The organism is Acinetobacter sp. OYA S30, from assembly GCF_033599315.1.
Taxonomy (GTDB): domain Bacteria; phylum Pseudomonadota; class Gammaproteobacteria; order Pseudomonadales; family Moraxellaceae; genus Acinetobacter; species Acinetobacter baumannii.
This window is the reverse complement of sequence record NZ_JAWVAV010000149.1, coordinates 1-438: the sequence shown is the minus strand read 5'-3', so window position 1 is coordinate 438 and position 438 is coordinate 1. Positions and strand designations below refer to the sequence as shown.

Below are 438 nucleotides of genomic sequence, written 5' to 3'. Positions count from 1 at the left end.
TTAACGCAGGAAGTGTATTGTCTGCAAGCGTCCAGGTGCCGTCACCATTGTTCACTGCCGGATAGTCAACGCCATCCACATTGACAACTACAGTGGCTGTCGGATCGTTCACTGTACCAGTAAGTGCTGGTGTGCTGTCATTCGTCAACACGTCATCCAGCGCAACCACAGGTGCTGTGATGTCTGCTGAAACTGTGCCTGTACCTGGCAATGAAGTGTTGCCTGCAGGGTCAGTCGCTGTTGCAGTCACTGTATCGCCATCCACCAGGTTACCCGGGTTTGGTACTGACCAGCTGCCATCTGTGCCTGCTACCACTGTTGCAGTTGTGCCATCAGGATAAGTCACAGTCACGGTTGAACCAGGCTCTGCCTGACCGCTCACTGGGTCTGTTGCATTGATCGGATCAAGCACCGGTGCATTTGGTGCAACCGTATCAA

At 53.4% G+C, this 438-nt stretch carries 1 protein-coding gene; it reads right to left on the bottom strand.

Annotation, left to right across the window (positions count from 1 at the left end; all coding sequences use genetic code 11):
- Positions 1-438 (bottom strand): Ig-like domain-containing protein (locus tag R5R67_RS19565; RefSeq protein WP_318755219.1); only part of this gene is annotated, 438 nt, incomplete at both ends.